Annotated in this window: 8 protein-coding genes; 4 read left to right on the top strand and 4 right to left on the bottom strand. The window is 63.8% G+C overall.

All coding sequences use genetic code 11. The features are described from left to right. Positions 1–324 precede the first annotated feature (324 nt). Entirely contained in the window at positions 325–594 is a 270-nt protein-coding gene (locus ABZW74_RS17355) for a hypothetical protein (protein WP_355277894.1), read from the bottom strand. 360 nt (positions 595–954) lie between these two features. Beyond that, complete coding sequence (locus ABZW74_RS17350; RefSeq protein ID WP_355277891.1) at positions 955–2,022, bottom strand: FGGY-family carbohydrate kinase; 1,068 nt, start codon at positions 2,020–2,022, stop codon at positions 955–957. A gap of 175 nt (positions 2,023–2,197) precedes the next feature. On the opposite strand from ABZW74_RS17350, the gene ABZW74_RS17345 reads away from it, so the two are divergent. Further along, positions 2,198–2,671, top strand: coding sequence for a nucleotidyltransferase domain-containing protein (locus tag ABZW74_RS17345; protein WP_355277889.1), 474 nt, complete (start codon positions 2,198–2,200; stop codon positions 2,669–2,671). Between the two features lie 188 nt (positions 2,672–2,859). Here ABZW74_RS17345 and ABZW74_RS17340 read toward each other — a convergent pair whose 3' ends face one another. Continuing rightward, entirely contained in the window at positions 2,860–4,116 is a 1,257-nt protein-coding gene (locus tag ABZW74_RS17340) for a hypothetical protein (protein ID WP_355277887.1), read from the bottom strand. A gap of 167 nt (positions 4,117–4,283) precedes the next feature. Between ABZW74_RS17340 and ABZW74_RS17335 the strand changes: the two genes are divergently transcribed. Together ABZW74_RS17335 and ABZW74_RS17330 are read left to right on the top strand one after the other, a co-directional pair. Continuing rightward, positions 4,284–4,607 (top strand): hypothetical protein, encoded by a 324-nt coding sequence (locus ABZW74_RS17335; RefSeq protein WP_355277884.1) that lies wholly within the window; start codon positions 4,284–4,286, stop codon positions 4,605–4,607. Then, positions 4,562–5,530 (top strand): DUF808 domain-containing protein, encoded by a 969-nt coding sequence (locus tag ABZW74_RS17330; protein WP_355277882.1) that lies wholly within the window; start codon positions 4,562–4,564, stop codon positions 5,528–5,530. Before ABZW74_RS17335 ends, ABZW74_RS17330 begins: the two co-directional genes overlap by 46 nt. Here ABZW74_RS17330 and ABZW74_RS17325 read toward each other — a convergent pair. After that, positions 5,519–5,911, bottom strand: coding sequence for a hypothetical protein (locus ABZW74_RS17325; protein ID WP_355277879.1), 393 nt, complete (start codon positions 5,909–5,911; stop codon positions 5,519–5,521). The two genes, ABZW74_RS17330 and ABZW74_RS17325, sit on opposite strands and share 12 nt — an antisense overlap. A gap of 257 nt (positions 5,912–6,168) precedes the next feature. Here ABZW74_RS17325 and ABZW74_RS17320 point away from each other — a divergent pair, with 257 nt between their 5' ends. Then, complete coding sequence (locus tag ABZW74_RS17320) at positions 6,169–8,916, top strand: cation-transporting P-type ATPase (RefSeq protein ID WP_355277876.1); 2,748 nt, start codon at positions 6,169–6,171, stop codon at positions 8,914–8,916. Positions 8,917–9,077 lie beyond the last annotated feature (161 nt).

Genomic DNA, 9,077 nt, shown 5'->3' with positions numbered 1-9,077 from the left:
CGCCACCGCGCCAACCCGAAGGTCGCTACAGTAGGAGCGCCCACAGGTGGGGAATTTCAATGAGCACACCTGGGGAACTTCCTTGAGCCTCGTCAGCGCGGCCAATGGCAGAGAACTCGTCGGAGATTCGGCATAAACTAGCCGGATTTCAGCCCACGAAACACTACGTCTGCAGGCATGATGAACTGGTCACCACGAGCGGTACACCACAGCAGCAGACACGAGGCCACAGTCCTGTCGGACTGTGGCCTCGCTGTTTGTCCAGTTCGGTCGGCTAGAGGAGCGCCGAGGTTGAGATTTCGGGGACTTCGCTGCGCTCGAACCTCATGTCCGGGCGTCTCCGGGCATGGTTTGGGAGGATTCTCCGCCGTGATATCGGGTAGCGCCGAATTCGAAGATGCTGACGAAGAAGAGCACCACGAGGAGTACGCCACCAGCGGTGGCAGCCACTTTCAGTGCCCACAAGGCCCCGTCGGTGTACTGCGACACCCACGCGTAGAACAGGAGGAACACGGCAATGCCCGTGGAGATCTCGGCCGATGCCTCAACACGTGCTGACCACAGGGCCAGCTGTTCACGCGGTGATTTCGCCATCACCTTCGATGCCCCTTGATGACCGTGAAGACACCGGTCATCGCCAGGAGCCAAGGTGCCAAGTCAGCCCAGCTCGTCATGCGCGCCTCCTCGGCAGTCAGGTACTGCTGTTTGTAGCCGGATGGTCCGACAAAAGAGTGCGCGGACCGCAGCGGCGAGACCGGGTCTATTCGGCGGACACGAGCGGCCTGCACTTATGTGAACAGGCGCAGTGCGGGTTGGTTTAGATTGCCGGATGACCTGTCGATGGGAAGTGTGTGCCCGGGTGAGGTCTACACCGAGCGGCAAGAACCGGCGAGCTTCAGCAGGTGGCCGTCGACGTATCAACCCAGTTCGGCGCTCGGCTCGACCGCGGCAAGCTCAGACGACGGAATCCGGAATCGGCAGTGCTGCCCACGGGTTGGGCGCTGCCTCAGCGAGTAGAGCGGCCCCTCGCGCACAGGCGAACTCGGGATCGTCGGGCACGATCACCGGGCAGCCGAACCGAGCGGCCACGGCTTCGGCCAGCAGGGGGAAGCGTGGTGCCGAACCGATCAGGACGACGCGGTCGGGTTCGGCGCCCGGTGCGGCGCAACGCTGCAGGGCGCGCACGATCTCGGCGGAGTGGGGGCGGGCGAGATGGTAGACGTCGTCGGGATGAAGTGTCACGTTGTGCTTTTCGATGCGACGCGTGCAGGGCGCCGCGACCTCCACTCGAATCGAACCGGTATGCAACGTGTTTCGAGTCTCGGCGCAGATTGCACGCACTTGGGCGAGCAGGGCCGGATGGCGCGGTACCGGGCGGCCGGCGCGGGCCGATCTGGCCAGGACACGGCGTCCGAGACGCTCGTCGAGGCGGGACACGCCGAGACCGGGATAGCCGTGTGCGGTGACGGCCGTGAGATGACCCGAGCGCGGCCGTCGGGCATGGCCGACGATCGCGCTCTCGGCACGCAGATCGCACACTGAAACCTGTTGCGCGCCGACGAGTCCTGTGGTGTGGTCGATCCACCCCAGGGCGACGTCGATGTCTGGAGCGAGAAGCAGGGCGCGGTTCTCGCCGAGCCCGGCCGCGACGAGGCTGGTGTGAAACGACGATAGCTGGGCCACCGTCCAATACGTCGAATGCGCGATGAGTACCCGCGAGACGTGCTCGTGTCGGCTGCTTTCGACGGCGGCGACGACCGTCGCGATCAGCGTGGCGGCGAGGTCGTCGGCCAGCCGATCCGGTGCGCCCGGGATCGAGAGCGGACGCGGGTCGCCGATGTGGTCGACGAAATGGCGGTAGATCGCGTCGTGGTTCCGGCGGTGGGGCAGCGTCGGTGCGGTGTCGGCCGGCCATCGCAGAGATGCCGGGAACACCTGTCGCGACTCGCCGGCCGAGCCGTCTGGGCCGACTGCGGCCAGCACGCGATCCGATTGAAGATGAAGCCCGAGAACGACGCTCATGTGAACCTCCGCCGACGTCCGTTGTCTCTGCGTAGGTGGGCCCGATGGGGTCTACCACCATTCAGAATGAACCTGTTAGCTGGTCAAACGATGAAGGCTGGTTGTGGTTTTGCTTACAGTGCCGGCGCCCAAAGTTTGGACCGCCACTCGTTCCGACCGGTGATAAGGTTGACTTATGGGTCTGGTTGCCGAATACCGCAACGCGCGGCGTGCCGAAGATGTTGCGCGCCTGCGACGCATCCTTGCCTTGCGAGCGCTGGCTGCGACCGGGAAGTCCCAACGCCAGATCGCGGAGATCCTCGATATCACGCAGCCGGCCGTCAGTCAGCAACTCAAGTTCGCTCCCGACCTCGACAATGTTCACCCGGAGGTTCTGTTGGAAGCTGCGGCGCCTGTCCTCAAAACCCTTGCCGCCGAACGCGGATACACCCGGATGGCGGTGTTCGGTTCGGTGGCTCGCCATCAGGCGCATCCCACGTCGGATATCGACCTGCTTGTCGAGGCGCCCGAGGCGACGTCGTCGTTCGATTTCGTCGGCTTCAAACAGCTGCTCGAGAAGGTCCTCGGTCGGGAGATCGATCTCGTCGACTACGGCGGCCTGAAGCCCGACGTCGACGATGACATTCGTCGAGAGGCAGTGCTGCTCTGATGGACCGGAAGGCGACAGACCCTCGCGGAAGCGGACGACGTCGTGCATATCGACACGAAGCTGCTCCCTCCACGGTGTCGCCGTGGTGCCCTCGCTCGCAATCGTCTTGGCGCCGACCGGTTTCGGCAGCGCTCGGCCGCCGGCCTGCTGGAGATAGCAAAAAGCCGCTGCCTGAGTCGGTCCTCGTATCAGCCGTGGCCCATCCTCTTGTGATCACCGATTTGCTCAGCAGCCCAGGTGAATTCGCTCGAGTTGTAGCGAAGGTGGGCACGGTAGTTGCCGTCCACTCGAACGGAGTAGCAATCCTTCCCGCCAGGTTTCCATCGTTTGAAGTCGAGGCTCCTCAGGTCAGTAGACCGCGCAAGGTCATCCTTCCTCATCTGCCACTGCCTTTGCAGTCGACGGTCAAGTTTGCACAGCGATTTGGTGAAGCCGGCAGTTTCCACGATGCTGGCGATTGCGCGAAACGAAGAGATCCCGATGCCGAGTTGCTCGAGCAACTTACCCGAGTCGTGGATGATGATTGGGCAACGGGTCCAGTCGATTCTGACGATGTTGGGGTAGAAGATCAGTGGGTCGAGTGCGCCGGGAGCATGCCACGGAGCTTCGGAGGCACCGTGATAGTCGTGAGAGAGTCGGCCGCAGTTCTCAAGGTAGGCGCTACGGGAACGTGCATAGTCCGGTCCATCGCGGTAGCCAGCGGGTTGGCGTCTACAGTATCCCTTCAGTGCACTGTAGGCACCGCCGGAATTTGCCAGGACACGGCTCGGATGCTTGAAGCCGCGCAGCATATAGGCGTTGGCAAGTCCCTCCTCGTATTCGTCGTAGCCGTCGGTGTTGCGATACTTCGCTTGACCCGGCCAACGGACGGCAACTCCAGTAGCGAGCTCCCAGTTGGCGGTCATGCAGTCCGCCGCGAAGTGGAAGAGCTCGTGTCGTGCGATCGCGTGGAAAGCGAGTTCCAGTTTTCGTTCCACGGGAAGCTCGAGCTGGGAAAAGGCCTGACGTGCAAGATGGATGACACCGTCTAACGGGATGTGGACACCATGCTGGTAGCTGCGTTGGTGGAATGTCACATACCAGCCGAGTGCGTCGATGCCGCGGATCTGCTCGAGTCGTTGCAGCTCGCGGATGCGCTCATCGCCAAGCGCATAGCGGAGGTCGGCATCCGTCACTTGGGGCGGGACTTCAAAGGTCACCAGGGGTTCATCGGTAACAGGACTGGCGTCGAGAGCCTCGCCCGAGTGCTCGACCGGGGCAAGTGAACCTTCTACTCGTTCGGGGTTCCAGACCTCAAGCGCTGGATCGTTGTCATCGGCAACGTATTCCGGTGTCGGCTCGTCGTCGCGCAGCGCTTCGGGAACGTGCATCAGAGTTCGGCGGATCGTGGCAACGGAGGGGATCTCGAGCGCTGGGGCCACAGTGTGCTCCAATCTGGAATTCATGAACGTCGTATACATAAGGTCGTCTCGCTGCTGAGCGCAACGTAACTTTACGAGCAGGACTCGTCGAGGTTTAGAGGACGCGCAAATGGAGCAGCCGTTGATGAGAACTACGGCGACGTGGCCGCATCGAGCGCGCACGTTGGCTACCTCGCTTCCACGTGCTGAGAGTGAACGGCACGGTGTTCAACCTCGCCACACCCGACGAGCGCACGGCATGCCTGGGCGAGGACGACCTCCCCGAGCAGGAGGGCGAGACCGCCGTCGAACGCGCACTTCGACATGCCCGCGAACGTGGCGGGTTCACGGTCCGAGCCAGCGAACTTGCACCGCCTCCGGACTGGGCCGGCCATGGCAGCACGCGCATCGGGCATATTGCCGATCCCGGTCAGCCCGACCGGTGGGCCATAATGTTCGTTGACTCGCGCTCGCTTCTCTGGAGGTTCCTGTGGCTGGTGGCCTCGTTGCCCTGCTCGACGACATCGCGGCCCTGACCAAGGTGGCCGCGGCATCGATCGACGACATCGGCGCGGCAGCCGGTAAGGCCAGTGTCAAGGCGGCTGGCGTGGTGGTCGACGACACCGCCGTGACGCCGCGGTATGTCCACGGCTTCACCCCTGACCGTGAGCTGCCGATCGTCCGCAAGATCGCCATCGGGTCGATACGCAACAAGCTGCTGATCATCCTGCCGGTGGCGATGATCCTCAGTCAGTTTCTTCCTCAGGCGCTGCCGTATCTGCTGATCGCCGGCGGTCTGTTCCTCTCTTACGAGGGCGCCGAGAAGGTGTACGAGGCGTTCGGCGGTGGACACTCCCACGACCACGCCGACGACGACGTGCCGGCTGCGGAGAAGGGCCCGGAGTTCGAGAAGACGATGGTCAACGGCGCGATCCGCACCGACCTCATTTTGTCGGCGGAGATCATGGTGATCTCGTTGTCGTCGGTGGAATCCGAACCATTCCTGACACGGCTGTTGGTGCTCATCGTCGTCGCCTTCCTCATCACGATCCTCGTCTACGGCGTGGTCGGAGTGATCGTCAAGATGGACGACGTCGGGCTGTCGTTGGCGCAGCGCGAGTCGACGGTCAGCCAGCGAATTGGGCGTGGCCTGGTCAAGGCGATGCCGAAGATCATGTCCACGCTCACCGTCGTCGGTATCGCCGCCATGCTGTGGGTCGGTGGCCACATTCTGATCGTCAACGTCGGCGAGGCCGGATTCCACTGGCCCGCCGACCGTCTACACGACATCGAGCACTGGTTCGAAGAACTCGCCCATGGATTCGGGGGACTGTTGAGTTGGACCGCTGGGACGGTGGTGTCGGCGCTCGTGGGATTGGTGGTCGGCGCGATCATCGTGGTGATCATGCACTTCATCCCGCGGCGCAAAAAGAAGGAGCCTGCTGAGTCAGCGGCGTGATCGCCGAGCACTCAACACTGTCGCCACGCGGTTGCCCAGCACCTTCTCCACCGGATAGCGGTCGATCTGGTCCAGCGTCAGTCCAGCTTTGGGGCTGGTGATGCGCTGCAACTCGTCGCCACCAATGTCGGGAACCTCGAGTGCGATCTCGCGCGCTTCGTCGACGTCGATGTTCTCGTGGGTCCACAAGTAATCGGAGCCGCGGTGATGGTCCTCGGTCACAAACCAGTTGGCGATGAACATCGATCGGTTCGGGATCAGCGTCCACACCTTGCGCTGATCGATGAAAGCGCGGGCGTTCGGCTTGGTGGCTGCCAGCCAGTCCACGGACTCATCGTCGACGCGGATGAGACGCCAGAACTCCCAACCGTTGGTCGGCATCGTTACCTCCGAGAACTCGTTGTTTCTTGACTGTGACATCCGCACCGATGACACCGGTCAGCGTCGTCGTCTGGATTATCCAGTTGACGCCCATGTCACGTGTCATCGATGCGGATCTCACCACGACGTCGTGCGGGAAGACACCAGATCTGCCAGGGAGTCGGCAAGCGCCCGACGAGTAGTGATCTGTGCTTAGCTCAACACAGATTCACGGTGAGACCCCGTGCTCGAACGCGGGACGTCGCGAAGGAGCACGCATGGCAGACATCGACCCCGACGCCGCACACACGTCGAGTCCGGACACCATCACGATGACCTTGAACGTCGATACCGCACAGGGTCTTTCCGACACCGAGGCCGCGCATCGCCGGGAGACCTCCGGCGCCAACCGGCTCGACGAACAAGCCGGCGAATCCGCTCTGCGCAAGATCGTCCGGCTCCTCGCCGACAAGATGACGCTGGTCCTCATCGTCGCGGCTGCGGTGAGCGCCGGGGTGTCGCACGAGTGGGAGACGCCGGTGGTGATCCTGCTGGTCATCACGCTGAACACGGTGCTCAACTACGTCCAGGAGTCACGCGCGGAGGAGAGTCTGAAGGCGCTGCAGACGATGTCCATCGCGCGATCCCGCGTCCGGCGCGACGGTCGTGAACAGCAGATCGACCGCACCGACCTGGTGCCCGGCGACGTCGTCCTCCTCGAAGCCGGTGACGCGATACCAGCCGACGGCCGAGTGGTCGAGGCGGCGCGATTGCAGGTGGCCGAGGCGGCGCTCACCGGTGAGTCGCAGCCCGTCGACAAGACCACCGAAGCCCTCGACGACCCCGACCTCCCCGTCGGCGACCGCACCAACATGCTCTACATGAACACCGAGATCACCCGCGGCCGCGCCGTCATGGTGGTCACGGCGACCGGCATGCACACCCAGATCGGCAAGATCGCCGGCCTCCTCGGCGGCGCCGGCACCGACAAGACGCCGCTGCAGCGTCGCATCGATCAGCTGGCGACACTGTTGACGATCGTCGCGATCGTCGTCGTCGTGATCGTGTTCATCCTGGGTCTGCTTCGTGGCGAGTCGTGGGACGACCTCCTCCTCACCGCCGTGTCGCTTGCCGTCGCGACCATCCCCGAAGGCCTGACCGCCGTCGTTGCGTTCACCCTCGCGCTGGGTGCGTCGCGGTTGGCGAAACGCGGCGCGATCATCAAACAGCTCGCCGCGGTGGAGACACTCGGCAGCACCACGCAGATCGCGACCGACAAGACCGGCACGCTCACGCTCAACGAGATGACGGTGCGACGCTTCCTGGCCGGCGGCAAGAGCTACCGCGTCACGGGTGAGGGCTACGGCACCGACGGCAACATCCTCAGCGACGGTGAGGAACCGCTGCCCGATTTCCGCCGCGCCTATCTGGCGATGTCGCTGTGCAACGACGCGTCGGTCTCCGAGGGAACGCTCGTCGGCGACCCCACCGAGGGCGCACTCGTCGTCCTCGCCGAGAAGGGCGGCATCGACGTCGCGGGTGCGCGGGAAAGTCATCCGCGCCTCGGTGAGGTTCCGTTCGACTCCGACTACAAGTTCATGGCCACCTTCCACGAGACCAGCACACCCAACCCGCAGGACCGGGTGCGCTGTTACGCGAAGGGTGCGCCGGGCGTTCTGCTGACTCGCGCCAATCGTCTGCGCGGCGGCGACGGCGAGCGTGAACTCACCGACGCCGACCGTGACCGCATCACCGACGCAGTGGATTCCCTTGCACGCCAAGGGCTACGCACCTTGATGATCGCCGGGCGCACCCTGGAAACACTGCCGTCCGACGCCGAGGGATTGTTCGACGCGGTGCAGGACCTCGTCGTCTACGCCGTCGTCGGCATCTTGGACCCGCCACGCCCCGAGGCGCGGGAAGCCATCAAGGTCGCCCACGGTGCAGGCATCGGCGTCCACATGATCACCGGCGATCACCTCACCACCGCGAGCGCGATCGCCCACGATCTCGGCATCGACGGCGACTCCGTGTCGGGCAGCGATCTCGACCAGATCGACGACGACCAACTCGTCTCTCGTGCTGAAGGATTCGGGGTACTGGCCCGGGTGGCCCCTGAACACAAGATCCGCTACGTCGAATCCCTCCAGAAGGCGGGTGACGTCGTCGCCATGACGGGCGACGGAGTCAACGACGCCCCCGCGCTCAAACAGGCCGACATCGGTATCGCCATGGGCATCACCGGCACCGACGTCTCCAAGGGCGCCGCCAAGATGATCCTCACCGACGACAACTTCGCCACCATCGTCGCGGCCGTACGCGACGGTCGCGGTATCTACGCCAACATCATCAAGTTCGTGAAGTTCCAGCTCACCACCGCATGGGGATTCGTGATCATCTTCCTCACCGCGGGGGTGTTCGGGATCGCCGGCGGCGCACCGTTCACGGCGCTGCAGATCCTGTTGGTCAACATCATCATGGACGGCCCGCCGGCGTTGGCGCTCGGCGTCGACCCCACCGAACCCGACGTCATGCGTGAGAAACCACGGTCACCGTCGGAGCAACTCCTCAACCGAAATCGCCTGGTACGCATCCTGTTCCTGGGCATCGTGATGTCGGTGGGCACGATCCTCGTGCTCGTCTTCGCCGACGACATCTTCCCCGACAGCGCCGACGACGCCCTGTTCGCAACAACTCTGGGCTTCACGACGTTTGTGTTCTATCAGGTCTTCAACCTGCTCAACGTGCGGTCGGATCGCCACTCGGTGTTCTCGTTGCAGACGTTCACCAATCAGGCCGTGTGGTTCGCCATCGTCGGCGTCATCATCCTGCAGATTGCGGTGTTGAATGTCGGCTTCCTGCAAGATCTTTTCGACACGACGTCGCTGACGGCTCCGCAGTGGGCGTTCGCGGTGGCGGTCGCATCGTCGGTGCTCTGGGCGGAGGAGATCCGGAAGGCGGTGGTGCGTATTGCCTTTCCGGTAGCCAAAGCTTCTGTGCAAGAGAGTCGCCCTCCCGCTGGCTGAGGAGTGAGGAGCGCTAGCGACGAGCCTCGAAGCCCTGGCGAGAGGACACTCTTGTCTCGCCGGCACCCTTCGAGGCTCCTCGCTTGCGCTCGTCGCACCTCAGGGATCGGCGGAGGCAGCAGTCACATCACAGCAACAGCACCCACACAAACCGCAACACG

The sequence above is a fragment of the Gordonia sp. NPDC003585 genome, from assembly GCF_040610755.1.
Lineage (GTDB): Bacteria > Actinomycetota > Actinomycetes > Mycobacteriales > Mycobacteriaceae > Gordonia.
The sequence above is the reverse complement of the archived record's forward strand: the minus strand, read 5'-3'. Positions and strand labels throughout refer to the sequence as shown.